This is a genomic window from Sulfuricurvum sp. RIFCSPLOWO2_12_FULL_43_24, from assembly GCF_001829605.1.
In the GTDB taxonomy this organism is placed as follows: Bacteria; Campylobacterota; Campylobacteria; order Campylobacterales; family Sulfurimonadaceae; genus Sulfuricurvum.
Genome location: NZ_MIBT01000095.1, coordinates 1 through 26803, shown reverse-complemented (window position 1 = coordinate 26803; position 26803 = coordinate 1). Strand labels below are relative to the sequence as shown.

Below are 26803 nucleotides of genomic sequence, written 5' to 3'. Positions count from 1 at the left end.
AGAATGAAGTGATGCGTTTTGTGACGGGGCTACCCCTTCACGATTAGCACATCCAACGAGGAGTAAGGTGCTTACAGCGGCAGTTAACAGGTGAATTGGATTCATTAGCAGTTTCCTTTGGATTATTTGATAATTTGATACTAAGTTGAACTATACCACAAAGCGTCCTAGATTTATGATGATTATTCATTTAAAAAATTAAACAAAAATGTAATACTCCGTAAAATAGGGATTTTTGATTAGTAAACCATGAGTAAATGAAATTTATTTTTTACAGCTATGTTTAAGAATAGCGGCGTTACAATTAACCCCGACGAAACAAAAACATAAGGTCAAGCTTAACTTAAGGAGAATCAATGAAGTTAGTTAAAATGAGTCTTGCAGCAGCAGTGTTGCTAGGAGCGAGCGCGTTCGCAATCGATAATGTAAAAGTAAGCGGTGACGCTAAACTTTTCTATGGCACAGATAATAAAGATCAAGCAGCTGGAATTAGCGATAGTCTTTTTGATCAAGCTAACAGCTATGCGGATACTGCGCTTCGTATTGGTCTAACTGCTGATTTGGCAAAAGGGGTTTCAATGGGTGCTACAGTTAATGCTGTTAGTACTCTTGGTTTGGAAAACAACCTTGTAGCAAATACGTGGACAGGTGCTCATAATGCAGCTGTAGAAGATAGTGCATGGGCTAGCGAACTTTGGATTGCTGCAACTTTGGGTAAAACTACAGCTAAAATTGGTCGTATGGAGCTTGATACTCCACTCGCGTTTTCTGAAAAATGGTCAGTTGCAGCAAATACATTTGACGCAGCAGTATTGATTAACCAAGATCTTCCGGATACTACTTTGGTTGGTGCATGGGTTGGAAAAGCGAATGGTGTAGATGCGGTTACTTCAAGCTCTTCAGCTGCAGATAGAGATGCTATCATGAGAGATGGTGCTAAATTTACTAAATTTATGCAAAAAGGTGCTTATGCAGCTGCAATCGTAAATAATTCTTATAAACCAGCGACTCTACAAGCATGGTACTATAATATCGGAATGGTAGCGGATGCATTTTGGTTGCAAGCAGATATCGAATGTCAGCTTGTAAAAGGTGTGAAAATCGGTGCTCAGTATGGTGATATTGATGTGAAAACAGGTGGTGTTTTAGGTGCGAGTGCGGAAGATTCATCTGCATATGCATTCAAACTTGCTTATCAAGGAATTGAAGGATTGAATGTATCAGCTGCCTATTCACAAGCTGATGATAAAGGTTCTGTACAAATTCAAAACGTTTCTGCATCTGGACAATCTAAATTGTATACTGAAGCATGGTGGAACTATACATATGTAGGTTCTAAAGATGCAGAAGCTTTCAATTTGACTGCAGAGTATGATGTAAAAAATGTTGCTAAATTGGGCGCTTACTATACTACAGTAGATAACGACATTGTAGGAAGTACTAAGAAAATGGATGAAGTAACTGTTACTGCATCAAAATCTTTCGGGCCTTTGGATGCAACTTTGGCATACATCTCTACGGATGCTGATGACCAAAATAACGGTAGTCAATACGACACTGTCCAAGCATACTTGACTCTTAACTTCTAAGAGTTTTTTGCTTCTTTCATCCCCTTTCGGGGATGAACTCTTCTTTTACCCTTTCTCCTCTTTCGCTATAATCATCCTATGAAATATTTTCTCAAATCATTGCTCTACACATTTTTAATGCTTTTTCTGATCTCGGTCCTGTCGTTTGGGGCGATTCATATGGCGCCGAACAGTTTTATGGGGGGGGAACTCAACCCTAATATGACTCCTGAAGCGATCGCACAGCTGCGCTCTATCTACGGGCTTGATAAGCCTTTGTTTCAACAATATTGTGATTGGGTTGTTAATCTTCTTACGCTCAATTTCGGTATCTCGTTTGTCAGTGGTGCACAGGTCTCTGATGTCGTGGCGGATCGTCTTCCGGTAACACTGTGGATGAATGTCATTGCGATGGCGGTTACGTTTGCTCTTTCACTATGGATGGGGATTAAAGCGGCATTGGCGCACGGACGTAAAGCCGATACGATTACGAGTCAGTTCGCACTGCTCAGCTTTGCGATGCCGTCGTATTATCTGGCACTGGTGGCGATGATGGTTCTGAGTGTTACATTGGGATGGTTTCCGATTGCGGGGATGCATTCACTTGAGCCACCTGAGGGATTCGGATATTATATTGATATGGCATGGCATTTGACCTTGCCGATTGCGGTTATGGTCTTTGTCGGGGTAGGGAGTTTGGTTCTCTATATCCGCTCTCTAACCCTCGAAATCCTCAAAAGTGACTATATCTATTTTGCCCGCTCACGTGGAATATCGGAGATTAAAGTTATCCGCTACTATATCCTCCCCAATCTTTTACCGCCGATTGTGACGATGTTGGGATTATCGTTGCCGGGACTTATCGGCGGATCGGTGATATTGGAATCGATATTTGGGATCGAGGGGATGGGACAGTTGTTTTATCTATCGGCGATGAGTCGGGATTATCCGGTGATTATGGGGATTTTAATGATGAGTGCGTTTTTGACGTTGATCGGGAATCAGATTGCGGATGCGGTGTTGTTGAAGTTGAATCCGTTTGTAAAAAGATAATACTGCCACCACAACATACAAGAGCAAGGTCGCCCGCAGTAGTGCGGAGGCGTACCGACAGCGATTTGTTGTGGGGGCGATTTTCTTTTGATACTTTTCTTATGAAAAAGAAAAGTATGTATAAATATTAATTCCCGAATAGAGCTTCGAGCGAACTTAATCCCTCTTTTTTCTCTTCCTGAGCTTTCTCACCCATTTGAGCACTTCCGCCCACTTCATTGAGCTCGATGGTATAACCTGTCAACATCGACGCAAGACGGATATTAATCCCACTTTTTCCGATTGCTTTGGATTTTTGATCGCTTGGAAGGGTGACAACCGCTTTTTTCTCGTCACCGTTTTCGGAAACCACAACCGCACTGATGATCGCTGGGCTCATGGCACGAGAGATGAAAAGTTCCGGTGATGAGCTGTATTCTACACAGTCGATATTTTCCCCGCACAACTCTTCACTAACTGCATTGATACGGACACCGCGTACACCTACGGTTGCACCGATCGGATCGATCTGAGGACGGTTGGTGTAGAGGGCAATTTTCGCACGCTCACCCGGGATACGAGCACATTTTTCAACGACGACGATACCGTCTTTGATCTCAGGTACTTCAAGAGCTAAAAGCTCTTCGAGAAATTTAGGAGCAGTACGGGAAAGCTCCATCGAAATACCGTTGGCTTTATCTACATGGACGCGGCGAACAATGGCGCTGACCATATCACCCACTTTGAATTTTTCACCTTTGATACGGCTTTTCATCGGTAATACAGCACGGATTTCATCAATCTCGATAGTAGTATTTTGATCTCCGTCAACACGGGTGACACGACCGGAGACGATTTGGTTGATTTTACTTTTGTATTTATCGTATAACTCATTCTCTACGAGGCGTTGAATATGAAATTCGATTTCGCGGTGTAAAGCGGCAAATGCGCTGCGCCCGTAGCTCTCGATATCGTGTTCCATTTGGAGCTGGTCGCCGATCTCAGCTTCGTCATCAATCTCTAATGCATTAGTGATGCTCATATAAGCACCCGCTTCTTCCCCTTCGATTTCAGGGGCATCATCAGCCACAACCGTGATGATTTGGCGGAGTTTTACCGCTTTTGTGCGATCATCGATATCCGCTTCAAAAGCGAATGTCGGATTGATAATTCGTTTAGCGGTTTGGATAAATGAGGTTTTGATCGCTTCTTGGACATTTTCGCGGCTCAGCCCTTTTTCGTTGGCAATTGAATCAATAATATCTAAAATATTTTCCATAGGACTATCCTCTTGATTAGTGGTAACTCATAAAAAATTGGTTGGTTGGGAAAGCTTTTTTATGAAGGATAGGTATTATACATAAATTTCTCTTAATAGGATATTTATCATATCACCGCTATAATCCCCCTAATATCAAGAACTCTATAAAAGGGAAAAGCAATGGAACTCAAACTCGCCCGTAGCGAACACGACAGCAAACCAAAGAAAATCGACCTCAAAAAAATCACTGAAATGGTAGAGAAAAGCAACTCGTCTATCCTCTATTTTGACCGTGAAAACTCACACAAAGACCTTCTTGCGCTTCAAGATCATTTCGAAGGCGAAGGTAAAAGTTTTTACATGCGTGAAGTAAAGTTTGGACTTTCTGCAAATGAATACATGTACGAAGTACATATTTTATAGTCTGAATGAGTAAGAAACTTTTTATCGAGACGCTTGGATGCGCGATGAATACGCGTGATTCTGAGCACATGATCGCGGAACTTAACGCCCATGAGGGGTATGAACTCACCGATGATGCAAGCGCTGCCGATCTCATCCTCATCAATACCTGTTCCGTCCGTGAAAAACCGGTACACAAACTCTTCTCCGAACTCGGTGTTTTTAACAAACTCAAAAAAGCGGACGCTAAAATCGGTGTGTGCGGATGTACGGCGTCTCATTTGGGGAAAGAGATTATCAAGCGGGCTCCCTATGTGAACTTTGTTCTCGGTGCCCGAAATGTCTCTAAGATTGCCGATGTATTGCACCGTGATAAAGCGGTTGAAATCGAAATCGATTATGATGAATCGCAGTTTGCTTTCAAAGATTTTCGCAGCAGCCCCTATAAAGCCTATATCAATATCTCGATCGGATGCGATAAGCAGTGTACGTTTTGCATCGTTCCCAAAACCCGTGGAGATGAGATATCTATTCCTCCCGATCTGATCGTCGCCGAAGCACGTAAAGCGGTCGAGAAAGGGGCGAAAGAAGTTTTCCTCCTCGGTCAAAATGTCAACAACTACGGTCGCCGTTTGTCGGGGGGGAATGAAAAAATCAACTTCACCGAACTTCTTCGTCGTGTGAGTGCGGTGGAGGGATTGGAGCGTATCCGATTTACCTCTCCCCACCCGCTTCATATGGATGATGAATTTATCGAAGAGTTTGCCCGCAATCCGAAAATTTGCAAATCGATGCACATGCCGCTTCAAAGCGGATCGACCGAGATTCTCAAAGCGATGAAGCGCGGATACACCAAAGAGTGGTTTTTAAACCGTGCTCGCAAATTGCGGGAGTTGGTTCCCAATGTGAGTATCAGCACCGATATTATCGTCGCGTTTCCCGGAGAGAGTGATGAAGATTTCGAAGAGACTATGGAGGTGCTGAATCAAGTTCGTTTTGAACAGCTCTTTAGCTTTAAATACTCCCCTCGTCCATTGACAGAAGCGGAGAAAATGGAAGAAGTGGATTCAGAAGTGGGTTCCGAACGACTCAGCAGACTGCAAGCAAGGCATGATGAGATACTCGATGAGATGAAGTTGGTCAATTTAGGTAAGATCGTTGAGGTCTATTTTGAAGAGTTGCGCGAGGGTGGTTATGTTGCGGGTCGCAGTGATAATAATCTCGGGGTTAAAGTTAAGGGGAGCGAGGAGATGCTAGGCACAATCGCATCGGTGAAAATTACGGAGGTTTCGCGTAACGTCCAGTATGGAGAGATCATTGCGTAAAGAACTTCTTCGCAAACTTGCGTTGTGGTTTATCCCTCCTATCGGAACACTCCTGATTCGTCTTATTTATCTTACGAACGCAAAGCGGTTTCATCTTCCCAACGTTATCCCTTCAGAACCCGTTATTTTTGCTTTTTGGCACGGAGATTTACTGATGCAACCGTATCTCTATTACCAATTCCGCAAAGACCCTAAAGCCAATGTTTTGATTTCCGATCATTTTGACGGTCAGATTATCGCACGTATTATGCGTTATTTTAAACTGGGGACGATTCACGGCTCTACCACTCGCGGAGGAGCTAAAGTACTCATTCAGGGGCTTAAATCGCTCAGTGAGGGGTATGATATAGGAATAACTCCCGATGGTCCGAAAGGACCTCGTCATGAGATGAGTGACGGAGTTGTGATTATGGCGCAAAAACGGAACACCAAAGTGATTGTTTACAGCTGTGTCCCCTCAAAGTTTTGGCAACTCCCCAGTTGGGACCGTTTTAGTGTTCCCAAACCGTTTGGAACCCTTGATTTCTATGCATCTGAACCTATCGATGTGAACGGATTGGAGATGGAAGCGGCCAAAGCGGTGATCAAAGAAAAATTGATGGAACATGTACTCTAAGGTGCTGCGACGATGAGTGAACTCCATCGTGCCAAAGAAGATTTTTTAAAATATCTCGATGGGATACGGGGATATTCAGCTCTTACCATCCAAAGCTATCATGATTCGATCGATGCAATGCTCTGTAACGCTGAAATAGAGGAAGAATCAGGGGTATTGTCGATCAATCTTATGCCTTTACGACTCAAAATCGCTTCGCTCAATCCCAAATCGATTGCCTCTAAACTCAGTGCCATCCGAAGTTTCATCAAATACCTCCGTTCACAAGGAAAAATTGTTGAGCTTAAGGGGGATGAGAGTGTGAAAATTCCCAAAACTCTCCCGAAACCGATCGCACATGAGCATGTTCTTCATGCACTTCAATACGCTGAACCGACCGCTAAACTGGCCATTATCCTTTTGTATACGATGGGACTTCGTATTTCAGAACTTTCCCATCTTCGTGTTGCTGATATGTCGGATGAGTGGTCTCGTATTCGAGGAAAAGGGTCAAAAGAACGCGACATTCCGATGATTGAGTCAATTCGGGTGATGGCACAAGAGTATCTTGTTCATTACCCTTCCAAAGAGTACGTTTTTGAGGCTTTGGGTGAAAAATTAAGCGAAAATAGTCTAAGATATATAATTACCAAGGCATTCGCAAAGGTTGGACTCAAAGTGACACCTCATCAATTGCGTCATACGTATGCGACCGAACTGTTAAACAATGGTGCGCGGATTGCCGATGTTAGCGAATTGTTGGGTCACGCAAGTATGGCTACCACACAGATTTATACCAAATTGGGAAATGCTTTGAAAATGGATCATTATCGTCAATCGCATCCATTATGCCTTCCTCATGGGGAATCTTTGTGATAGCGTGGTTATATCAGAAAATCTTTATCGCTATTGTTCCCGATGGAGGCTCTTACGACGTTCGTGTTGTTACCCTCAAACAGAAAAAACTCCTCTCCAAAGAGAGCCGACATTTTGAAGGATCCACGGCATACGAGGATATGGCGGGGTATCTGCGAAAACGACTTGATATTTCTCCTCTGCATTATATTGCCATCTTAAATCCGGGAATGAATCAAGGGGCATTGAGCGGCTGTTCATTGCACGACATTGCAGAGGATTTAAATGGAGCCAAAACTCTTTGCCGTAATCAAAAATGGCTTCTTTATACTTCGATATTGGAACTTGAAACGCTGAAAAAACAGTATTCTACTCTAGGATTGGATTTTGTCTTTTCACCGTTTTCGATTATTGAAAATTTTTTTAGAGATAAAATCGGCACCGGATTTGCCCTTTACGCATTGGCTCAAAAAGATTCGTTCAGTGTTGCATTTTTTGATGATGGGAAACTTGAATACGCACATCATTATCCGATGCACCAACATGAAGGAGCAGGGATTGAACAAGAAGGAAATGTCATCGGATTTACCGTCGGTGTCGAAGAAGACGAAGTGGTTGAACGAGGGATCAGTCTAGATGATATTGAAAATTTGGACGATTTGGACATTATTGATGAACTGGATAATCTAAGTGATATCGAAGATCTTGATGCTCTCGAGGATATAGACGAATTCAGCGATGATCAGCCTACCATTGAAGAGAAACGTTTAGTTCTTCCGCGCAGTGATGAGATCAAGCAGGAGATGGAGGGTTTCAATGACGATTTTGCCCGGTTTGAGTTTATTCAAAAAACTCTCTCCCGTTTTTACGCTTCAGAACAATGCAATGATCGTTTTGTAGAAACGGTCTATATTGCTGATGCGTACGGGAGCGGAGTTGAGCTGAAGCGGTATCTCGAGGAGGAACTTTTTTTAAATGTATTGATCCGCCGTATCGATATGGGTGATGAGGTGATATCTCTCGCAATGAGCGAAGAGGAGGAACTGTGAAACACAGTTTTATTACTCCGAGCCCTAAGCGTCTTATCAGTGGAGAACTGCGCCTCGTCCTTTTCTTTTTCATTGTTACCATTATGATGTTAGTGGGAACTTATCTCTTTTTAGAATATAAAACGTATGATTTTATCGATGAACGCGAAGAAGTTGTACAGCAAGAAAAATCGTTAAAGCACTCGATTACTCAAATGGAAGAAGAGATCAAAACAATCGAAAAAGAGGTAAAAATTGCCGAGCAGATTACAACCGATAATACGGTTATGAAAGAGAGCATTCGCAATTTGTTCGATCTGGTCCCTGATGATATTACCCTTGATCGCGCCGAGCTGGAGAGTTCATCGCTTATTTTATACGGTACGACTCCGAATAAAGATACCTATGAATATAGGCTTCATGCTCCGCTCCGCTCTATTTTTCATCGTACCTACACCAGTTTTTATCCGATAGAAAACGGATGGTATCGATTTGTATCATCGAATTATTTGGATGATGAAACGATGACTCAGGGCGAGGAGATCAAATGAACCGTCAAACGCTCTATATCGTCATTCTCTCGGCTGTCCTTTTAATCGCGGTGATTTTATTCTCTTTTTTCTTGTTGATTCCGACAGGGAAAGAGTATCGATCATTGCGCCTTGAGAGTAAAAAAGAGTTTCAACAACTCGATGTGGCACAGCGGGAACACGATCAAACACAAGAGCGTCTCAAAGAACTTCAAGAACGTAATGGGCATACGATTAAAGCGTTTAACACCTCTTTTAACCCTGATCATTTTGAAAAAATTTATAAACAAGAGTTCACCGATCTGTATCTAACCGAAGTGACAACATTTGAAACAAATGGGAGTTTTACAGTTTACGAAGTGAATGCAACCTCTAAAATTACATCACCGGAAAGTTTTTACAACTTTATTGAATCGGTCAATAAAAGTAAATGGATAATCGGGGTTAATTTTCCGATCCATTTTGAGAGAGACGGGGATAAAATTCGCTCAAGTTTTACTATGAGAGTGCATAACGCCTCTTTGGAAAAAGAAAAGAATGAAGAAGCATCTCTTCCTCCTAAGAAAGAAACGAAAAAGCATGCTCCGATGAAGGAACATACTCCGCCGCCTCACCATTAAAAGGGGATTATTTCATCCCTTTGGCACGATCATGGGCCGCATGAATCGCTTCCATACACCCTTCTCTTACTTTCCCTTTTTCCAATGCCCCATAACCGGCGGCCGTTGTTCCTCCCGGACTCATAACGGCATCTTTTAGGAGGGCAGGATGAGTGGTTTGGATCAATTTGCCAAATCCATTGAAAAGGCCGCGCATCAATACCATGGCATCATCACGTTTGAGCCCTTCACGTACCGCTCCATCACAGAGTGCTTCGGCAATGAGAGCAAGATATGCCGGTCCGCTTCCGGCGAGGGCGGTTGCAATATCGAGCTCTTTTTCACTGCTAAGCCAGAGGGTTGAGCCAATCGTTTCAAACAATGCGATTGCATTGGTCGCGATTGTACTGTCGCCGACCAAAGAGGTCATAGATGCTCCCGCTTCCGCAGCAAGGTTAGGCATTGCACGGCAATACGTACGTGCAGAGATTATTTTAAGTGCTGCCAGGGGTGTACCGGCCAAAACCGAGTACAACGCATGCGCATTCCCTTTAAGATAAGGGGCTACTTCATTAAGGTTAGACGGTTTGACACACAAAATAATCGTTTTATTGGTGATGTCGGCATCCGTGTAAAGTGTTTTTTTAAGCGGGATATTCAAGGATTGCTCGAATTTTTCCATCGCAGCCATGCTTCGGCCGATCACCTCGATCGCATGGGTTTCACAAAGCCCTTTTGCAAGGGCAAGGGCCATTTTCCCGTTGCCGACGAAGGTGATCGATTTAGCCATTGGTAGATCCCTTGAGGTATTTTTCAACCGGCTCGGCAATTCCGAAATCGGCACGGTTATCGACGATAATCTGGGCCATGGTTTGATTGTCGGTATTAAAAATCAGAGGTGCGATAAAATTGATGGTCGATTTTTCGATGGGCGTTTGTAAAATCATAATGTTATAAATCAAAAGGTTGCTCTCAGGGGTAATCCCCAACAATCCTTGGAGTGAGGAAGGGATATCGAAAGAGTATTCGCGTAATGCAAAAGGGTTGATTAAGGTAAAAGAGGGACCATCTCCAACACTTTCTAACCGTAAAAAAATTTCGTCCAGTTTTTGAAGCTCCATTTTCGAGACTGCTTCAAAACCCAGCAGGGGAAGTTTTAAATCAAATTGCATAACTACCTTCTTATATCTATAATGGACTGATTTTAACACATCAAACTAAAAAGTTTCAACTCATTGTAGGGGTGTTTAATCTCTTTACGGTAAAATAGCTGATAATTTCAAATAGAGCGTAGGTTTTCTCAATGATTAGAACATGGTTAATCGCAATGACGGCACTTATTCTTCTTACCGGATGCGGTAAAGAACTCGAAGAGTTTAATAAGCCTGCAGAGTATTGGTATGAAAAGATGGTTACGGCAGTTTCAAACGGTAATCTGGAAAAAGCAGACAGCTATTTTAGTTCACTTCAAAGTGAGCATATCAGTTCTCCATTTTTAGCGGAAGCAACCATGATTATGGCTCAAGCGCATATGGCGCATGATGAATATCTGCTTGCGGAACATTTTCTTAATGAATATATCCGTCGTTACGCCACTCCTGCAGGGCGCGAGAATGCGGAGTTCTTGAAAATCAAAGCAAAATTCTTGGCCCTTCCGAATCCGGGACGGGATCAGGGATTGATCGATGAAACGTTAAAAGGGGTGGAGACATTTAAAATGAGTTACCCGTATTCCACCTATTTACCGCAAATTAATACGATGGAAACACAATTGCAACTCGCTCGTGGAGTACTGAATGAAAATATTGCCCAAATGTATGAGCGTTTAGGCAAACCTAAAGGCGCAGGGTATTATCGTTCAATGGCTCCGGTAACGTGGATTAAAGCGGATGAAGTCGTTAATGCCGATATTCCGTGGTATCGTGAAATGTTTGAAGGTGATGGAAGCAGCAGTTGGTATGATTTCCTTATTCCGAAAACACGCAATGTCATCTCTATGGATGATAATCAAAGTAAATAAGAGGATTTTTTCCCATGCAACTCAGTAATTACAGCTCTTTCCCCACTAATTTACCGGTTATTGCCGAAGATGAGCTTTTTTTATATCCATTTATGATCTCACCGTTATTTCTAAACGATGAGAAAAATATTGCCGCTGCTGCCGAAGCGATTGAAAATAATTCTCTCGTTATTGTATGCCCCGTGAAACCAGAGCACGAAGGGGAACGGGAAAGTGATTCGATCTATGATGCAGGAGTAATCGGTTCGATAATGCGTAAGGTCGTGTTACCTGATGGCCGAATTAAAGTACTGTTTCAAGGACTGGCGCGTGGTCATGTCATAGAAATGGTACACGATAATCCGTTACGTGCCCATGTCGATTTGATATCATCCAATGCGGTTAACGAACTCAAAATGGATGCAATTTTGGAAGTGCTTCGTGAAAAAGTACGTGCACTTTCGCAGGTAAGCAACTATTTTCCCCCCGATTTGCTTCGTACGATCGAAGAGAATCACGAATACAATCGTATCGTCGATTTGATTTGCAGTTCGATCAAGATCAAAAAAGAGAATGCCTACAAACTTTTTATCGAGCGTGATCCGGAAAAACGGTTTTTGATGTTGATTGATGAATTGATTGAAGAGACAGAAGCTTCCAAGCTCCAAAAAGAGATCCGATCCAAAGTTCATTCCCGCATTGAAAAAGTGAACAAAGAGTATTTTCTCAAAGAACAGCTCAAGCAGATCCAAAAAGAGCTGGGAACCGATACCCATCGTGACGAAGAGATCGAAGAGTTCCGTAAAAAGCTTGATGCCAAAAAAGATAAAATGCATCCTGATGCGTACAAAGAGATCAACAAACAGCTGGAGCGCTTTGCACGGATGCACCCTGACAGTGCCGATGCGGGGATGATTCAGACCTATCTCGAATGGGTATTGGAGATTCCTTACGGTGATGAGTCAAAAAAAGCGCTCAATATCCACGACGTCGAAAACCAGCTCAACAAAGATCACTTCTCACTCAAGAAACCGAAAGAACGCATTTTAGAATTCTTCTCGGTCAAAGAGTTGTTGGAATTGCGCGGTATTGCCGATAAAGAGGGGCGCGGTGCGATTCTCTGTTTCGCGGGCCCTCCGGGTGTGGGTAAGACTTCACTTGCCAACTCGATAGCCACAGCGCTTAAACGTCCTCTTGTGCGAATCGCACTGGGTGGACTCGAAGATGTTAACGAACTGCGCGGACATCGTCGTACCTACATCGGTGCCATGCCGGGGCGAATCGTACAGGGTGTGATCGAAGCGAAAAAAATGAATCCGGTCATCGTCCTCGATGAGATCGACAAGGTAGCGAAATCGCATCGAGGTGATCCGACGGCGGTATTGTTGGAGATTCTCGATCCGGAGCAAAATACCCATTTCAGAGATTATTATCTCAACTTCAACCTCGATCTCTCCAAAGCGATTTTTATCGCGACGGCGAACGACGTAGGACAAATTCCGGGACCGTTGCGTGATCGGATGGAGTTTATCTCGGTAAGCTCTTATACGCCGCAGGAGAAATTTCAGATTGCTAAGCAGTATCTGATTCCTCAGGAGTTGAAGAAACACGGTCTTAAACCGGCGGAACTTTCGATTTCGAAAACGGCATTGGCAGAAGTGATCGAAAAACATACCCGCGAAGCAGGTGTTCGTAACCTTCGCCGCCGTGTTGCCGATATCGTCCGTAAAGCGGCGAAAAAGATTCTCGAAGATCCGAGTACCCAAAAAGTGACCGTGAGTTTGAAAAATCTCAAAGACTTTTTGGAAAAAACGATTTTTGAGATCGACCGAACCGACCATATCGATCGTATCGGTGTTGTCAATGGTCTTGCATGGACGGCAGTGGGCGGCGATGTTTTGAAAATCGAAGCGATCCGTATTAACGGTAAAGGGGTACTACAGCTCACCGGTAGTTTAGGGGATGTAATGAAAGAGTCTGCCCGTATTGCCCTCTCGGTTGTCAAAACGTTGATTGACGAGGGAAAAATTACGGTAGATCACTCGATTATTCCTCTCAGCCCTACAGAGCGTGAAAGCGATCTCCCGGTCGATGCGAGCGAAGTGTATAAACGATTTGACCTTCATATCCATGTCCCTGACGGTGCAACACCGAAAGACGGTCCAAGTGCCGGGATTGCGATGTCAACCGTAATCGCTTCCATCTTGACCAATAAAAAAGTGCGTGCCGATATCGCGATGACGGGTGAGGTATCTCTCACCGGAAATGTCCTTCCGATTGGCGGATTGAAGGAAAAACTGATCGCCGCACACCGTGCGGGGATGAAGCTGGCTCTTATCCCTGCGAAAAATTATGATCGTGATTTGAGCGATATACCGGATGAAGTGAAAGCAGCCATCGAAATCGTCGGTGTGAGTCGAATTGAAGAAGTTCTCAGTCGTCTTTTAATCGACGGATAACATCCATTGCTTCGGGTGAACCGTAAAGGTATCCCCGAAGTTTAGCCCCCACACGCAGTTTTCTGCACTCTTCCTTAAACCCTTTATCCATGATAACGTTACTCTCATACGGAGCGATAAACGTATAGTTACCCTCAATCGATACTACGGTATGACGGGCAATAATATGTTCACCGCCACGCTTCAACGCCTTTTTGTCATGTTGACTGAGCAAATACCCTCTGTTTTTAAAAAAGGTATCAATTCCAACCATTAATGAGCGGATATTTTCAGGATTTCGGGCATAAGAGAGAGCCTCTATACTCATAAAATCAACGGGGTGAATCAGCGATTCGCTGTCTTCTTCGAGATAACGAAAGCTTCGGCGGATAGCATCACGATATTCATGCATCATGGGTGCGCTGTATCGATGCCGAAAAGCATTGCGGGTATACCGTTCATCCGCATTGCTCTCGTCAATATGGTGAGGGATATTATAAATATGAAGATACTCTTCAATCGATTCACGATCCCATTCGAGAAGAGGGCGGAGGATTTCAATCCCCTCGCGTGTATCGTGTGAACGGATTCCCAGCATCTCCGGTAAACCTGATCCGCGACACATCTGCATCATCAGCCACTCCAAACGATCATTAAGCTGATGGGCGGTGAGGAGATAGGTATAGCCGTATTTTTTCATCAGATAGCCAAAAAATCGGTATCGCTCTTCGCGGGCACGATGTTCGAAATTAGCACCACCTAAACGGCACGAATGGGTATGACATTGGAGGTTATGTTTTTGGGCGAGATCAATGGCGCTTTGCGCTTCACGCTCACTGGTGTCGCGGGTGTGATAGTTGACATGGGCAATATCAAACGAAATATTATCCTCAAGGAGAAGATGAAAGAGGGCGGTTGAATCAACTCCTCCCGAGAAGGCCAGGAGAACTCTCCCCTCCCTTAGACGCTCAAGATGAAGAAGTTCAGACATTTCCCGTTACGGTTGCCAGAGGGCGTTTGTCGGCGAGTTCAGTGATACGGGCACGGTAGATTTTTCCGAAGCTGAGTTCGCCCTCTACTTCACGATCGTTGACGTAGATTTCGCCGTCTACTTCCGGTGCCCAGTTAAGTGCTCGGGCGCTCAGGAGAAATTCGTGCTCGTCACTTTCACCGTCGATGACGAGATCGATTTCCTGACCGACAAGTTTTTGCAGACTTGCCACTTCGACATCGGAAGCGATTTTCCCCAGTTTTTTGGCACGGGCATTGATCGTTTTGGAAGGGATTTTTTCGTCCAACGCAAAGGCACTTGTCCCCTCTTCATCGGAGTAGCTAAAGACGTTGAGGCGATCAAATCCGAAGCTACCGGCAAATTCTGCCATCTCTTCGAACATAGACTCAGACTCTTGCGGGTGGCCGACGATAAAGCTGGTGCGGATAAATGCATTAGGGAGTGCTTTCATAGCATTAAGGAGTTCGAGGGTTTTCGCTTTGCCAAATCCCCGCTTCATGATACGAAGCATATCATCGTTGATGTGCTGAATCGGCATATCGAAATAGTTGTGAAACACTTTGGAATCGCCGATCGTTTTGATCAGCTTCAACGTGGTTGTGGATGGATAGAGATAAAGGATACGGGCACTTTTTACCCCGTCGATCAATTCGATCCGTTTGATAAGGTGGATGAGACCATCCGAAATATTTTGGTCGCGTAGATAGGAGCTGGAGTCTTGGGAAACGAAGCTGAAATCATAGTACCCTTTGGCCACTAACCCTTCAACCTCTTTTGCGATACTCTCCAGATCGCGTGAATGGAGTTTTCCTTTGAACGAGGGGATGGCGCAGAAACTGCATACCTGATTACACCCTTCGGAGAGTTTGATATAGGCATGATAGGTCGATCCCGTAACGACCCGCTCGGCACCGTCGATAAGGTAAACTTCAGGGGTAAAACGGCTCTGTTTCGCGGCCAAAAGCTCATCAATTTTGTCGTAATCGCCGACACCGGTAAAGATATCAACTTCTTTGAGTTCTTTGGAAAGTTCCTCTTTGTACCGCTCAGAGAGGCATCCCGCCATGACGAGAACCGAATCACTCTTACGTCCCGCGTCGAGATTAAAGATCGTGTTGAGTGACTCTTGTTTCGCCGCGTCGATGAATCCGCAGGTATTAACGATAATGACATCTGCCTCATCGCTCGCATCGGTCATTTCAAAATCTTTAAGACGCCCAAGCATGACCTCGGTATCGACGAGATTTTTAGTACAACCTAATGAAACTATATGGAGTTTTTTGGACATTTACCAACCCTTGGATAATATAGTGCAATTATAGCCAACTGGAGGTTGAAGATGCTTAGACGACACAATTACGATTTGATCCCTTCGTCCGAGATAACATCCGAGTCGCTCTATCATGAGCGTCGTGCGTTTATGAAACTGGGTGCATCGGCCGCATTGCTGGGAACATCGCCACTGATGGCGGCATTGGGATTTGAGAAATCCAAAAGTGCATTGGAACTGACATCGTACGATCAAATTACGACGTATAATAATTTTTACGAGTACGGAACCGATAAAGAGTCTCCGGCAAAATTGGCTAAAAATTTAAAAGTACGCCCGTGGACACTCACAGTAGGGGGAGAAGTTCAAAAGTCTCTGACACTGGATATAGATTCCCTGATAAAAAAAATACCGCTGGAAGAGAGGATATACCGTTTTCGATGCGTAGAGGGGTGGGCGATGGTAGTACCGTGGGTCGGATTTAGTCTCGCCTCACTGCTGAAACAGGCCGGTTTGACCTCCAAAAGCAAATATGTCGAATTTGAGACACTGTTTGATCCGCTCCAGTTTCCGCAGCAATCCAAAAGTTTCGGTAATATTCCATTTCCATACCGAGAAGGGTTGCGAATCGATGAAGCGATGAACCCCCTGACGATTTTAGCCGTGGGGTTGTACGGCAAAGAGCTCTTACCCCAAAACGGTGCGCCGATCCGCTTGGTTGTGCCGTGGAAATATGGGTTTAAAAGTATCAAGAGCATTGTCAAAATTACTCTCAGCAATCATCAAACCCGTTCGACGTGGAATCAAATCGCTCCGAATGAGTATGGATTTTATGCCAACGTCAACCCTTCCGTCGATCATCCTCGGTGGTCGCAAGCGCGCGAGCGTGTTTTGGGTAAATTCTTTAAGCAAGATACGTTAGCGTTTAACGGCTATGGGAACCAAGTGGCCCATTTGTATAAAAATATGGATTTACGAAAGTTTTACTAAAAGAGGTTTAATGAGAATACTAATTTGGATCGGTGCGTTACTTCCGATTGTTTATGCATTGCTTCGTTTTAGTGTCGAGTTTCAGCCGGAGTGGTTACGTGGATTTTTTGCTTATTTAGAGCATTTTATCCCTCTAACACTGACCAAATCTCCGAATGATCCATTGAAGTTCCTCATTAATCTATCCGGTAACAGTGCGTTCTGGCTTTTGGCTCTCACCCTTAGCTTCACCCCCATTCGTGTTTTTTTTAAACTCAATCTCATTCGATATCGTCGTTTGAGCGGATTGTTTTCTTTTTTTTATGCCTTGATTCATGCGATGTTATTTATCGGAATTGATCAGGAATTTAACCTTCAGGATGCAATGCATGAAGTGCTAACAAAGCCTTTCATCGCATTTGGAATGGGGGCATTTGTCATTATGCTTACCATGGCGCTTACCTCGACCAAAAAACTGTTCGGATTGTTTCGAACATGGCATAGGATGGTCTATATTGCCGCAGTATTGATTGTGATTCACTATCTGATGAGTCATAAAACGATCACATGGGACAATATATCAGTAGCGGGAGTCCTTATTTCTCTGCTGGTACTGCGGCTTATTAAACGATGAAACATTACGACGTCATTATTCTCGGAGGCGGGGCAAGCGGGCTGATGTGTGCGGCACAGCTGCGTCAAAACAGCCCCCTTTCCATTGCCATTATCGAGGGGAACAACCGTCCCGCACTGAAACTCAAAGCCAGCGGCGGAGGCAAATGCAACCTCACCAATGTTGAGGTGGATGAGACCCATTTTCTAGGGGATGAAAATTTGGTGAAAAATGCACTCTCCGTTTTCCCTCAAAAAGCTCTTTTAGACTATTTTAAAACAAGCGGTTTACGTCCGGTTATCCGTAAAGAACGGTACTATTTTTGCCCAAAAAGTTCTGATGAGGTCATCTCGATTTTGATGGGAAAAGCTTCCGGATGCGATCTTCTTTTGGGGTATAAAATCCTTTCCATAGAGGGGGAGAATCCTTTTATCGTCACAACCGACAAAGGGAAACTTCAAGCCCGCCGTGTCGTGGTCGCAACGGGGGGAGCGAGCTATAAAGAGCTGGGTGCGAGTGATATCGGTCTGAAAATAGCCCAAAACTACGGGATTAAAACGGTTCCTTTTTCTCCGGCGCTCGTGGGGCTCACACTGCAACCCAAAGAATTTTGGATGAAAGAACTGAGTGGGATCAGTTGCCCTGCACGAATTCATGTGGCAGGAAAAACGCTGGATGAAGATTTACTGTTTGCCCACAAAGGGATCAGCGGCCTCGTGGTCCTCTCTGCATCGCTTTATTGGCATCGCGGGGAGATCGTGATCGATTTTCTCCCCGATTTTGAGTTGAATTTAATTCAAAAAGAGAAAAAACTCCTCAGTAGTGCATTGCCGTTGCCGAAACGCTTTATCAAAGCATTTTTAGAGGCTGTCGGAGTCGAAGATAAACCGTGTAATCGTTTAAATCCGAATGAGTGGGAGAATGTTTTACGTATCCGAAAGTATGCTATGGCCCCATCAGGGACCTTCGGTTTGAGTAAAGCTGAAGCATGTCGCGGCGGGGTAGCGTGCGAAGAAATTGACCCGAAAACCATGGAAAGTAAAAAAGTAAGTGGACTCTATTTTATCGGTGAAACCGTGGATGTGACGGGGGAACTGGGGGGATATAATTTCCAGTGGGCGTTTAGCTCTGCTGTTGTTTGTTCCACTGCAATTATGAAACAGTGATATAATCGGTTCCAAAGCTTATGGAGTGAGGGAGATTATGAAACGCCATCGCATTGTTATTATCGGTGGAGGATATGCAGGGGTTAAAGCGCTCAATGTTCTGGCGATGTCAGGACTATGCGATATCGTCTTAATCGACCAGCACCCTTATCACTATCTGCAGACCGATGCGTATGAATTGATTGCCAATGAGTGCTCAATGACGATGGTTTCGATCGATCTTGTGGCCCTTTGTTTGAGCTATGGGGAGCATGTGCTCTACGTCAAAGACACCGTTCGTGAGATTGATTTTAAAAACCAACATGTTCTCGGAGAAAATTCGGGTCATCCGTATGACTATGTAGTCTTATGTGCGGGGAGCCGTACCGCATATCCGAGCTCTATCCTTGGGCTAAGAGAACATGCCCATGGAGTTAAAACCCTTTCCGGTGCATTGGCATTCAAACAGCAGTTTGAACAGCGTTTGTATGAAAAAATGGAGAGCGAGGGGGGTTGGCACACTGAGCCATTTAATATCGTGATTGGCGGAGGCGGGTTGAGCGGTGTCGAAATTGCAGCGGAAATGGCCCATTATGTACGGATTTTTCACAGAGATAATACCCTTACCTGCGAAAAAATACATATTTGTTTAATTATTCCGCATAAAAATGTTTTGGACGGGATGGAAGAGTATTTGGTCCGACACGCAACGCAGCGACTTTTGCAGCTTGGGGTGAAAATTATCAATCACTCTCGCATTACATCGGTCGATGAACATACTCTGATTCTCAATGAAAAAGAGTCCGTTTGTTTTGATTTTATGATTTTTGCCGGGGGGATTGTTGCATCGACTTTGACATCGACTCTGGATGTTCCGAAAAATAAAAAAGGGCAATTAATCGTCGATGAGTATTTACGCCTCTCATCATGCGAACAGGTCTTCGCGGTTGGAGATATAGCCGAGTTACGTGACCGAAAAGGAAATGTGGTTTCCCCTTCGGCCCAAAGTGCAGGGCAAAGCGCTGAACATGCGGCAAAAAATATCATAGCATTGATGAAAAATGAAATAATGACTCCCTCTGATTTACGGATACGAGGGACGCTCATCGCTTTGGGCGGAAAGTATGCCAGTATCTCATTGCTGGGATGGATCCGTTTTAGCGGTTTGTTGGGCTATTGGATAAAGACGATAGTGATGCGAAGTTATCGATTTCGTATACATTTGCAGTGCGCTAAAGGGGTTGAACTGTTACGAAAAAATAAACGCCCTTGTCGAAAGGGATTTTAATTTTTTCACAGTACAATATCACTATTAACTCATAGGAGCATGGATGATACTTTTAGCCGGACCGTGTGTCATCGAGAGCGAAGAGTCGATTTTTAAAATCGCCAAATCGCTCGAACGCTATCAGAATGATCCTCGATTTGATTTTTATTTTAAATCGAGTTTTGACAAAGCGAACCGCACTTCACTGGAGAGCTATCGCGGACCGGGGATCGAAGAGGGACTTCGAATACTCCAAAAGGTCAAAGACGATTTTGGCTACAAAATCGTCACCGATGTGCATGAGAGCTATCAGGTTCCCCTTGCGGCAGAAGTGGTCGATATGTTACAGATTCCTGCTTTTTTATGCCGTCAAACCGATTTATTGGTGGCGGCGGCCAAAACCGATAAAATGGTGAATATCAAAAAAGGGCAGTTTATGACTCCCGCAGATATGCGCTTTTCGGTTGCCAAAGTGCTTAAAACCCGAGGATGTGATGAGGTGAGTTATGCAGCTTCTCAAAAACACGGTGTTTTGTTGTGTGAACGGGGTTCAAGTTTCGGATACGGCAACCTCGTAGTCGATATGCGTTCACTCGTAATCATGCGTGAATACGCTCCGGTTATTTTCGATGCAACCCACTCCGTGCAAATGCCGGGAACGGGAACGGGTAAAACCGGAGGAGACAGTTCGATGGTTCCACACCTCGCACGAGCTGCTGCGGCTGTCGGAGTGGACGGATTTTTCTTTGAGACCCATTTTGACCCTATTTGCGCTTTGAGTGACGGGCCGAATATGCTAAAATTAGAACAATTAGAAGAACTTAGCGAAAAATTGTTGCAATTGGATGCAATAAAATAACGAACTAGTGCGTTGGGCTTTCTGCCGAAGAAAACACAGCGTTAGCGTAGCCAAGCGGGACGAGTTCCGATGGCGTATAAAATAAATAAAAGGAAAATTATGAAACTTATCGAAGGACAACTTCGTGTTCGCACGGATAAAAAAGTAGCGATCGTCAGCACACGCTGGAACCATTTTATTGTTGATCGTCTTGTAGAAGGGGCGAAAGATGCCTATGCGCGTCACGGCGGAAACGCTGATGAGCTGACCCACGTTTTAGCGCCGGGTGCGTTCGAGCTTCCGATGGTGATCGAGCAGCTCCTAGCGAGCGGTAAATACGACGCAGTATGTGCATTGGGTGCCGTAATCCGTGGTTCAACGCCTCATTTTGATTACGTATCCGCTGAAGCGACCAAAGGGATTGCAACGGTGAGTTTGAAACACAAAAAACCGGTATCGTTCGGTCTTTTGACCACGGACACTATTGAACAAGCGATTGAGCGTGCAGGGACCAAAGCAGGGAATAAAGGGTTTGAAGCAATGACTGTTGTCATCGAAATGTTAGATTTATACGCGGAAATTGGCGCATAATGGCAACACGTCATCAAGCCCGCATGGCGGTAGTCAGTTTATTGTACGCATACGATTTGGGGAACCAAAGCATTGCCGATTTCAGTGATGAGATTCTCGAAGAGAAAAAAATTCGAAACAAACAGCGTGATTTTGCCCTTGATTTATTCAAAGGGGTAACGGAACATTTGGCGGAAGTGGATGAAGCAATCGTTAAACATCTCAAAGATTGGGATTTTGACCGTTTAGGTTCGATTGAGCGTGCGACACTCCGTTTGGGCGGATATGAGATTATGTACGGTGAGCTCGATTCGGCGGTTATCATCAACGAAGCGATCGAAGTGGCAAAAGCGTTCGGAAGTGAACAATCACCAAAGTTTATCAATGGCGTTCTCGACGCAATTTCACGAGACAAATAGACACAATGCGCCTTAGTAAAGAGCAAGCACTCGAACTCATTCGCCACGCTGATCTTAAAGAACTCGGAAAGATGGCAACGGCTCGCAAGCGTGAGCTGCATCCAGAGGGCATTACGACGTTTGTCGTGGATCGCAATATCAATTATACCAACGTCTGCTGGGTTGACTGCAAATTTTGCGCTTTCTACCGTCACGGTAAAGACGAAGATGCCTATGTCCTTACTTTCGAAGAGATTGACCAAAAGATTGATGAGCTTTTAGAAATCGGCGGAACCCAGATTTTGTTTCAAGGGGGCGTTCATCCGAAGCTTAAAATCGAATGGTATGAGGATTTGGTGGAGCATATTCACACCAAATATCCGACGATCACAATACATGGCTTCTCTTCGATTGAGCTTGATTTCATCGCTAAAGTTTCCCATATCTCGATTCAAGAGTGTTTGAGCCGTTTGAAAGCCAAAGGGCTCGCATCGATTCCCGGAGCTGGGGCTGAGATTCTCAGTGACCGCGTACGTGATATTATCGCTCCGAAAAAAATGGATTCGTTAGAGTGGGTGGATGTTCACCGCCAAGCCCATAAGTTAGGGATTAAATCAACCGCCACGATGATGTACGGTACGGTAGAGACCGATGAAGAGATTATCGAGCATTGGAATCTCATCCGTGATCTTCAAGATGAGACGGGCGGATTCCGTGCTTTTATTATGTGGTCGTTTCAAGGTCAGAATACACAATTAATGGAAGAACACCCTGAGATTGAAAAACAATCTTCCAACCGTTATCTCAGACTGTTAGCGGTATCCCGCCTTTTCTTGGACAATTTCCCGAATATTCAAAGTTCATGGGTTACCCAAGGTCCCTACATCGGCCAGATGGCACTGCTCTATGGTGCAAATGATTTGGGTTCGACGATGATGGAAGAGAATGTTGTCCGCAGTGCGGGGGCGGGGTTTCGTATGGCAAAAGATGAGATGGTTCGTCTTATCCGCGATATCGGTGAAACTCCGGCGATTCGTAATACCGCTTACGATCTACTTGAGATTTTCACACCGAATGAGCAAAGCCCATCCGGTTACGCTAGCCGCTGTGGCACTGAAGCTAGCCCTTTTCAGGGCAGAGATAATTAGTGTGAGTAAGTTTTTTTTAGCTATTTTACTATTAGGGCAAGCACTTATGGCAAGCACATTGGATTTTATTGAGGTCAAAGGGGTGAAAATCCCTTTTATTTTCGAAGAGGATAAACGTCTCCCGATCGTTTCGATGCAGGTTGTTTTTACCCATAGCGGCAGTATCGATGAGGGAAAACATTACGGATTGGCACGTATGAGCGGAAAAATGTTGAATGAAGGGTCATTGAAAAAAGGTTCAGTCGGCTTTGCCGACGCACTGGATGCGAGAGCTATTCAACTCAGCGCTAATGCGGGAAATGAGACTTTTGTCATCGAACTTGGCAGTTTAAAAGAGGAGTTCGATACAGGGCTCTCACTATTAAATGAACAATTGCGTGAACCGAACTTCACCGCAAAATCGCTTGAAAAAGTGAAAACGATGGCGCTCAGCGATATCGCTCGTAAAGAGGCCGATTTCGATACGGTGGCTTCGGATGAACTTAAAGCGGTACTGTTTGAGGGTACACCGATGGCGGTGCCTAATATCGGGACTAAAGAGAGTATTAAAGGGATCAAACTCAGCGACGTTGAAAAATTTAAAAAAGATCATATCGTTCTTTCTAATGCACTGATCGTAATGGGTGGTGATATTTCCATAGCTGATGCCAAAGCCAAAGTTCAATCTCTCCTAACTCTTTTAGAAGTAGGAAAAGGTGGGAACGAGCGTCATTACGATCCTCGAAAGGCTCCGAAAGAATCGATCTTAAACCGCCCCCAAACCGAGCAGGCATATCTCTATTTTGCATCTCCTTTTGCAATGAGGGAGGGTGATAGTGAGTTTTACAAAGCCCGTGTCGCGATGTTTATTTTAGGAAGCAGTGGATTCGGCAGCCGATTGATGGAAGAGATTCGGGTCAAACGGGGGCTTGCTTACTCAGCGTACTCACGTCTATCTGTAGCTAAAACCCATACCTATTTCAGCGGTTATCTTCAAACAAAATTAGAATCACAAGGTGAAGCGAAAAAAACGGTGGTCGAAGTAATCGATACTTTTGTTCGCTACGGAGTGACCCAGAGCGAGCTGGATCAAGCCCGCAAATTTTTACTCGGTTCAGAGCCTCTTCGTGTTGAAACTCTCTCACAGCGTTTGGGCAGAACATTTGGCGAATATTACAGTGGAAAACCGCTTGGATCAAGTGTTCAAGAATTAGATATGATCCGTGCGCTCACCCTTGATGACGTGAACGATTTTATCAAACGCCACGGCGAAATCCGCGATCTTAGCTATGCTATCGTTACCAAGTGAGGACGGTGAGAAATTTCACCGTTTAGGGGTCGGCAGTATTACCGCCCTCTCTCTCATTTCCCCCACCACATTTGAAGATCGCCGTCTCAGTCAAGAACTTATCCCCAATGCGTCGTGCGTTATCGATGCGACAGTAGAACATGTCGTCCGTACCCCTAAAACCCTCAAAATAACCTTTTTTTCCCATAACCTTGATGCGGTGATTGAGGGGGTGATTTTTCATCCCAAACCGTATATGATCCATCAATTCCCCAAAGGTGAACGAGCCTTTTTCAGCGGAAAAGCGCAGTGGGAACTAGGAAAATGGACGATGGTCCATCCGATAAAAATCAGCGCTGTCGGTTCCCTCGTCCCAATCTATAAGACCCCTCTTCGAGCCGATATAATGCGTCGATTGATTGAAAAAAATATTACCGTTGAAAATCTGATCGCAGATGGATTGCCTGAAAATATTGCCCGTGAACTCTATGGTATCCATTTTCCTGATCAACCGAAGCCTCTGAGTGAACCACAGCTGTATGCCCTTAAATTTGGCGAACTCTTTGAGTATATGCGTCGCCTCCGTCTCAAGCGCCGTTATCATAAAACCTCATTTCGTGCTTCAGGTAATGTGAAAAGATGGATGAAAACCCTCCCGTTTGAACTGACAGAGGATCAAAAAAAAGCGATAAATGCTATAGAGAACGACTTAAAAGGAGAAAATGCCGCGCGTCGGATGATCGTCGGGGATGTCGGTTCGGGAAAAACGATGGTGATTTTGGCTTCGGTTATTTTGATGCATCCGTATCGCTCTATTTTGATGGCACCGACGACGATTCTTGCCGCGCAGCTTTATGAAGAGGCGCAAAAGTTTCTCCCTGATTTGCGAATCGCATTGGTAACCAATGCAACGAAAAAAGGATCGTTAGAGGATTACGATTTCATTATCGGCACCCACGCACTTCTTCATCGCCCTCTCCCTGAGGCAGGGCTTGTAATGGTGGACGAACAGCACCGTTTCGGTACGGCTCAGCGCCATGCCCTGACCAAACTCACTGATAATGACACCTCACCACACTATCTTCAATTCTCTGCTACCCCGATTCCCCGCACACAGGCAATGATCGATTCGGCTCACATCGATGTGAGTTTGATTGTCCAAACCCCGTTTACGAAAAATATTGCCACCCGTATTATCGGCAAAAGCGATTTTCCCGCTCTGCTGGAGCATATTCGCTCCGAAATAGCCCAAAACCATCAAGTGCTTATCGTCTATCCGCTGGTGGAGCAGAGTGAGAGTATCAATTATCAAAGTATCGAAGAAGCACGGGGATACTGGGAGAAGAATTTTGAGAATGTCTACGTCACTCACGGAAAAGATAAAGAGAAAGAGGGGGTATTGATAGCATTTCGCGAAAACGGGCATATCCTTCTCGCAACGACCGTAGTGGAAGTGGGGATTTCTCTTCCGCATCTCTCTACCGTCGTCATTGTCGGAGCAGAGCGATTGGGACTCTCGACGCTCCATCAGCTTCGAGGCCGTGTGAGCCGTACCGGATTGCAGGGGTATTGTTATCTTTACAGCAATAAAAGCGGTAAAAATGAGCGGTTAGAATCGTTTAGCACGTGCAACAGCGGTTTTGAGATCGCGGCATTGGATTTGAAATTCCGCTCAAGCGGTGATTTGTTGGAAGGGAGTATCCAAAGCGGTAAAAAATTTCGATGGGCGGACATCGGAGAAGATGAAAAAATTGTAAAAGAAGTGAAGAAGTGGTTAGATTCTCCGTCATTGCGGACGTGATCCGCAATCTTAGATCCTGAATCAAGTTCAGGATGACAGAGGATCAATATAGTCCAAACCGTCCATCAGCACGTTTATACAGCACTCGCATTTTCCCGTCGTTATCATAAAATACATCAAATACTTTTGTGCTCTCTTTAAGTTTTTCTAACACTTCGGCAACCTCTTGGGGTTTAAAGAGTACCGGTTCGGCAGGAACGATTTCGTCTTCCATCGATTCACTCGCTTCATGCAAGTCTACTTTTGCGGCTGCTGCTTGTTTGGCTTCATTCATCCCCTCATTTTTATGATCTGATATTCGATCATGCAAACGGCGGAGCGCTTTTTGGGCACGGTCGATTGCGATATCGATGGCGGCGTAGAGGTCATCGTCGCGTTGGCTGATCACAATAGTATTTTTTCCGGCAACGTTGATCGTGAATTCGATTGTTACCCCTTTTTTACGCTCATTTGCACTTGCGACCGCATTGACACTGATAAGGTCGAGATGATATTTACTAAGTGTATCGATAGAGTGCATCAGATGATCTTTTATTGCATCGCTGAGCTCGATGTGGCGTCCGACGAGAGAGATATTCATAATTTTACCCACCTTGTAGTGATATAGAGGAACTTCGATTATAACACACAAAAAACAAACGTCAAGTCTTTTAGATAAAACAAAATCGATTGGGCAAAATAATTATTAACACATTTTAATCCTCATTTAATCTACATAGCACTACAATCAAAGTATGGCGTCTCCTCGTATTTATGTTTCAGAAAAGAGGGACAATGGTCGATAGTAACCAATTAGGAAAAACGGGTCTCAGTGATGAATGCTACCGAGCCCTGATAGTGTGTGCCTTAAAAATCCCAAGGAGGATGAGATGA

The 26803-nt window shown here is 44.5% G+C and carries 27 protein-coding genes; 21 read left to right on the top strand and 6 right to left on the bottom strand.

Translation table 11 applies throughout. The features are described from left to right. The first annotated feature begins 356 nt into the window (after window positions 1–356). Together A3G19_RS09150 and A3G19_RS09145 are read left to right on the top strand one after the other, a co-directional pair. On the top strand, window positions 357–1589 hold the full coding sequence (locus A3G19_RS09150) for a porin (RefSeq protein WP_294872226.1): 1233 nt from the start codon (window positions 357–359) through the stop codon (window positions 1587–1589). Window positions 1590–1667: 78 nt separating this feature from the next. Then, window positions 1668–2621, top strand: coding sequence for an ABC transporter permease (locus tag A3G19_RS09145; protein ID WP_015652696.1), 954 nt, complete (start codon window positions 1668–1670; stop codon window positions 2619–2621). A gap of 127 nt (window positions 2622–2748) precedes the next feature. On the opposite strand, the gene nusA is transcribed toward A3G19_RS09145, so the two are convergent. Next, window positions 2749–3879: a transcription termination factor NusA gene (gene nusA / locus A3G19_RS09140; RefSeq protein WP_015652697.1), complete on the bottom strand. Its 1131-nt coding sequence runs from the start codon at window positions 3877–3879 to the stop codon at window positions 2749–2751. Window positions 3880–4041: 162 nt separating this feature from the next. Between nusA and A3G19_RS09135 the strand changes: the two genes are divergently transcribed. The 7 genes from A3G19_RS09135 to A3G19_RS09105 are packed head-to-tail and all read left to right on the top strand — an operon-like array spanning window position 4042 to window position 9216. Next, the gene (locus A3G19_RS09135; RefSeq protein WP_294872223.1) at window positions 4042–4284 is read left to right on the top strand and encodes an HP0268 family nuclease; all 243 of its coding nucleotides are present in this window, start codon (window positions 4042–4044) and stop codon (window positions 4282–4284) included. Between the two features lie 5 nt (window positions 4285–4289). Then, the gene (gene miaB / locus A3G19_RS09130) at window positions 4290–5588 is read left to right on the top strand and encodes a tRNA (N6-isopentenyl adenosine(37)-C2)-methylthiotransferase MiaB (protein ID WP_294872220.1); all 1299 of its coding nucleotides are present in this window, start codon (window positions 4290–4292) and stop codon (window positions 5586–5588) included. Then, the gene (locus A3G19_RS09125) at window positions 5581–6204 is read left to right on the top strand and encodes a lysophospholipid acyltransferase family protein (protein WP_015652700.1); all 624 of its coding nucleotides are present in this window, start codon (window positions 5581–5583) and stop codon (window positions 6202–6204) included. Before miaB ends, A3G19_RS09125 begins: the two co-directional genes overlap by 8 nt. Before the next feature lie 12 nt (window positions 6205–6216). Further along, on the top strand, window positions 6217–7059 hold the full coding sequence (locus A3G19_RS09120; RefSeq protein ID WP_015652701.1) for a tyrosine-type recombinase/integrase: 843 nt from the start codon (window positions 6217–6219) through the stop codon (window positions 7057–7059). After that, window positions 7056–8087, top strand: coding sequence for a hypothetical protein (locus tag A3G19_RS09115; RefSeq protein ID WP_294872218.1), 1032 nt, complete (start codon window positions 7056–7058; stop codon window positions 8085–8087). The genes A3G19_RS09120 and A3G19_RS09115 overlap by 4 nt, the downstream gene beginning before the upstream one ends. Then, window positions 8084–8617 (top strand): hypothetical protein, encoded by a 534-nt coding sequence (locus A3G19_RS09110; protein WP_294872215.1) that lies wholly within the window; start codon window positions 8084–8086, stop codon window positions 8615–8617. The genes A3G19_RS09115 and A3G19_RS09110 overlap by 4 nt, the downstream gene beginning before the upstream one ends. Continuing rightward, window positions 8614–9216 carry a hypothetical protein gene (locus tag A3G19_RS09105; RefSeq protein WP_015652704.1) on the top strand — a complete coding sequence of 201 codons (603 nt, stop codon included), beginning with the start codon at window positions 8614–8616 and terminating at the stop codon, window positions 9214–9216. Before A3G19_RS09110 ends, A3G19_RS09105 begins: the two co-directional genes overlap by 4 nt. Window positions 9217–9223: 7 nt before the next feature. On the opposite strand, the gene A3G19_RS09100 is transcribed toward A3G19_RS09105, so the two are convergent. Both A3G19_RS09100 and fliW read right to left on the bottom strand, forming a co-directional pair. Then, window positions 9224–9985, bottom strand: coding sequence for a pyrroline-5-carboxylate reductase (locus A3G19_RS09100; protein ID WP_294872212.1), 762 nt, complete (start codon window positions 9983–9985; stop codon window positions 9224–9226). Then, window positions 9978–10367: a flagellar assembly protein FliW gene (fliW, locus tag A3G19_RS09095; RefSeq protein WP_015652706.1), complete on the bottom strand. Its 390-nt coding sequence runs from the start codon at window positions 10365–10367 to the stop codon at window positions 9978–9980. Before fliW ends, A3G19_RS09100 begins: the two co-directional genes overlap by 8 nt. A gap of 131 nt (window positions 10368–10498) precedes the next feature. Here fliW and bamD point away from each other — a divergent pair, with 131 nt between their 5' ends. Next, complete coding sequence (gene bamD, locus A3G19_RS09090; protein ID WP_041192367.1) at window positions 10499–11215, top strand: outer membrane protein assembly factor BamD; 717 nt, start codon at window positions 10499–10501, stop codon at window positions 11213–11215. A gap of 14 nt (window positions 11216–11229) precedes the next feature. Continuing rightward, the gene (gene lon / locus A3G19_RS09085) at window positions 11230–13653 is read left to right on the top strand and encodes an endopeptidase La (protein WP_294872209.1); all 2424 of its coding nucleotides are present in this window, start codon (window positions 11230–11232) and stop codon (window positions 13651–13653) included. Here the strand turns inward: lon and tilS are convergent. Further along, window positions 13628–14623, bottom strand: a complete 996-nt coding sequence (gene tilS, locus A3G19_RS09080) for a tRNA lysidine(34) synthetase TilS (RefSeq protein WP_294872206.1) — start codon at window positions 14621–14623, stop codon at window positions 13628–13630. The genes lon and tilS overlap by 26 nt on opposite strands. Further along, window positions 14616–15932 carry a 30S ribosomal protein S12 methylthiotransferase RimO gene (gene rimO, locus A3G19_RS09075; RefSeq protein WP_294872203.1) on the bottom strand — a complete coding sequence of 439 codons (1317 nt, stop codon included), beginning with the start codon at window positions 15930–15932 and terminating at the stop codon, window positions 14616–14618. The genes tilS and rimO overlap by 8 nt, the downstream gene beginning before the upstream one ends. Before the next feature lie 51 nt (window positions 15933–15983). Here rimO and msrP point away from each other — a divergent pair, with 51 nt between their 5' ends. The 10 genes from msrP (at window position 15984) to recG (ending at window position 25930) form a co-directional block, all read left to right on the top strand. Beyond that, window positions 15984–16904, top strand: coding sequence for a protein-methionine-sulfoxide reductase catalytic subunit MsrP (msrP, locus tag A3G19_RS09070; protein WP_294872200.1), 921 nt, complete (start codon window positions 15984–15986; stop codon window positions 16902–16904). A 10-nt stretch (window positions 16905–16914) separates the two neighbouring features. After that, window positions 16915–17517, top strand: coding sequence for a ferric reductase-like transmembrane domain-containing protein (locus A3G19_RS09065; RefSeq protein ID WP_294872197.1), 603 nt, complete (start codon window positions 16915–16917; stop codon window positions 17515–17517). Continuing rightward, entirely contained in the window at window positions 17514–18662 is a 1149-nt protein-coding gene (locus A3G19_RS09060) for an aminoacetone oxidase family FAD-binding enzyme (protein ID WP_294872195.1), read from the top strand. Before A3G19_RS09065 ends, A3G19_RS09060 begins: the two co-directional genes overlap by 4 nt. Before the next feature lie 37 nt (window positions 18663–18699). Next, window positions 18700–19929, top strand: a complete 1230-nt coding sequence (locus A3G19_RS09055) for an FAD-dependent oxidoreductase (protein ID WP_294872193.1) — start codon at window positions 18700–18702, stop codon at window positions 19927–19929. Between the two features lie 43 nt (window positions 19930–19972). Continuing rightward, complete coding sequence (gene kdsA / locus A3G19_RS09050; protein WP_294872190.1) at window positions 19973–20767, top strand: 3-deoxy-8-phosphooctulonate synthase; 795 nt, start codon at window positions 19973–19975, stop codon at window positions 20765–20767. A 99-nt stretch (window positions 20768–20866) separates the two neighbouring features. Then, window positions 20867–21337 (top strand): 6,7-dimethyl-8-ribityllumazine synthase, encoded by a 471-nt coding sequence (ribH, locus tag A3G19_RS09045; protein ID WP_015652716.1) that lies wholly within the window; start codon window positions 20867–20869, stop codon window positions 21335–21337. Beyond that, entirely contained in the window at window positions 21337–21735 is a 399-nt protein-coding gene (gene nusB / locus A3G19_RS09040; protein ID WP_294872187.1) for a transcription antitermination factor NusB, read from the top strand. Before ribH ends, nusB begins: the two co-directional genes overlap by 1 nt. A 5-nt stretch (window positions 21736–21740) precedes the next feature. Next, window positions 21741–22862 carry a dehypoxanthine futalosine cyclase gene (locus A3G19_RS09035; protein ID WP_294872185.1) on the top strand — a complete coding sequence of 374 codons (1122 nt, stop codon included), beginning with the start codon at window positions 21741–21743 and terminating at the stop codon, window positions 22860–22862. Between the two features lie 46 nt (window positions 22863–22908). Further along, window positions 22909–24150: a pitrilysin family protein gene (locus A3G19_RS09030; protein ID WP_294872182.1), complete on the top strand. Its 1242-nt coding sequence runs from the start codon at window positions 22909–22911 to the stop codon at window positions 24148–24150. Then, window positions 24131–25930, top strand: coding sequence for an ATP-dependent DNA helicase RecG (recG, locus tag A3G19_RS09025; RefSeq protein WP_294872179.1), 1800 nt, complete (start codon window positions 24131–24133; stop codon window positions 25928–25930). Before A3G19_RS09030 ends, recG begins: the two co-directional genes overlap by 20 nt. Window positions 25931–25973: 43 nt before the next feature. Here the strand turns inward: recG and raiA are convergent, their stop codons facing one another. After that, entirely contained in the window at window positions 25974–26510 is a 537-nt protein-coding gene (raiA, locus tag A3G19_RS09020; protein ID WP_294872176.1) for a ribosome-associated translation inhibitor RaiA, read from the bottom strand. Window positions 26511–26803 lie beyond the last annotated feature (293 nt).

Bases quoted from the DNA above. Each gene is read 5' to 3' on its own strand.
- miaB (WP_294872220.1), top strand. From the start codon at position 4,290: ATGAGTAAGAAACTTTTTATCGAGACGCTTGGATGCGCGATGAATACG.
- A3G19_RS09120 (WP_015652701.1), top strand. From the start codon at position 6,217: ATGAGTGAACTCCATCGTGCCAAAGAAGATTTTTTAAAATATCTCGAT.
- A3G19_RS09145 (WP_015652696.1), top strand. From the start codon at position 1,668: ATGAAATATTTTCTCAAATCATTGCTCTACACATTTTTAATGCTTTTT.
- kdsA (WP_294872190.1), top strand. From the start codon at position 19,973: ATGATACTTTTAGCCGGACCGTGTGTCATCGAGAGCGAAGAGTCGATT.
- lon (WP_294872209.1), top strand. From the start codon at position 11,230: ATGCAACTCAGTAATTACAGCTCTTTCCCCACTAATTTACCGGTTATT.
- A3G19_RS09135 (WP_294872223.1), top strand. From the start codon at position 4,042: ATGGAACTCAAACTCGCCCGTAGCGAACACGACAGCAAACCAAAGAAA.
- A3G19_RS09150 (WP_294872226.1), top strand. From the start codon at position 357: ATGAAGTTAGTTAAAATGAGTCTTGCAGCAGCAGTGTTGCTAGGAGCG.
- ribH (WP_015652716.1), top strand. From the start codon at position 20,867: ATGAAACTTATCGAAGGACAACTTCGTGTTCGCACGGATAAAAAAGTA.
- A3G19_RS09065 (WP_294872197.1), top strand. From the start codon at position 16,915: ATGAGAATACTAATTTGGATCGGTGCGTTACTTCCGATTGTTTATGCA.
- bamD (WP_041192367.1), top strand. From the start codon at position 10,499: ATGATTAGAACATGGTTAATCGCAATGACGGCACTTATTCTTCTTACC.
- nusB (WP_294872187.1), top strand. From the start codon at position 21,337: ATGGCAACACGTCATCAAGCCCGCATGGCGGTAGTCAGTTTATTGTAC.
- msrP (WP_294872200.1), top strand. From the start codon at position 15,984: ATGCTTAGACGACACAATTACGATTTGATCCCTTCGTCCGAGATAACA.
- nusA (WP_015652697.1), bottom strand. From the start codon at position 3,879: ATGGAAAATATTTTAGATATTATTGATTCAATTGCCAACGAAAAAGGG.
- A3G19_RS09100 (WP_294872212.1), bottom strand. From the start codon at position 9,985: ATGGCTAAATCGATCACCTTCGTCGGCAACGGGAAAATGGCCCTTGCC.
- A3G19_RS09030 (WP_294872182.1), top strand. From the start codon at position 22,909: ATGGCAAGCACATTGGATTTTATTGAGGTCAAAGGGGTGAAAATCCCT.
- A3G19_RS09105 (WP_015652704.1), top strand. From the start codon at position 8,614: ATGAACCGTCAAACGCTCTATATCGTCATTCTCTCGGCTGTCCTTTTA.
- rimO (WP_294872203.1), bottom strand. From the start codon at position 15,932: ATGTCCAAAAAACTCCATATAGTTTCATTAGGTTGTACTAAAAATCTC.
- A3G19_RS09060 (WP_294872195.1), top strand. From the start codon at position 17,514: ATGAAACATTACGACGTCATTATTCTCGGAGGCGGGGCAAGCGGGCTG.
- raiA (WP_294872176.1), bottom strand. From the start codon at position 26,510: ATGAATATCTCTCTCGTCGGACGCCACATCGAGCTCAGCGATGCAATA.
- A3G19_RS09055 (WP_294872193.1), top strand. From the start codon at position 18,700: ATGAAACGCCATCGCATTGTTATTATCGGTGGAGGATATGCAGGGGTT.
- recG (WP_294872179.1), top strand. From the start codon at position 24,131: ATGCTATCGTTACCAAGTGAGGACGGTGAGAAATTTCACCGTTTAGGG.
- A3G19_RS09035 (WP_294872185.1), top strand. From the start codon at position 21,741: ATGCGCCTTAGTAAAGAGCAAGCACTCGAACTCATTCGCCACGCTGAT.
- fliW (WP_015652706.1), bottom strand. From the start codon at position 10,367: ATGCAATTTGATTTAAAACTTCCCCTGCTGGGTTTTGAAGCAGTCTCG.
- tilS (WP_294872206.1), bottom strand. From the start codon at position 14,623: ATGTCTGAACTTCTTCATCTTGAGCGTCTAAGGGAGGGGAGAGTTCTC.